This window comes from Spirulina sp. CCY15215, assembly GCF_016888125.1.
In the GTDB taxonomy this organism is placed as follows: domain Bacteria; phylum Cyanobacteriota; class Cyanobacteriia; order Cyanobacteriales; family Spirulinaceae; genus CCY15215.
In genome coordinates, this window is sequence record NZ_JACSWA010000117.1 from 1 (window position 1) to 227 (window position 227).

1 rRNA gene is annotated in these 227 nt (G+C 50.7%); it reads left to right on the forward strand.

What is annotated here, in order from left to right:
• A 23S ribosomal RNA gene (locus JUI58_RS00530) occupies positions 1 to 227 on the forward strand; the annotation flags it as partial.

A 227-nucleotide genomic window follows, 5' to 3' on the forward strand; every position in this document is an offset into this window, starting at 1 on the left:
AGCCAGTAAGACGGTGGGGGATAAGCTTCATCGTCAAGAGGGAAACAGCCCAGACCACCAGCTAAGGTCCCCAAATAATCGCTAAGTGATTAAGGAGGTGGGAGTGCATTGACAACCAGGAGGTTTGCCTAGAAGTAGCCATCCTTGAAAGAGTGTGTAATAACTCACTGGTCAAGCGCTCCTGCGCCGAAAATGAACGGGGCTAAGCGATTTACCGAAGCTGTGGA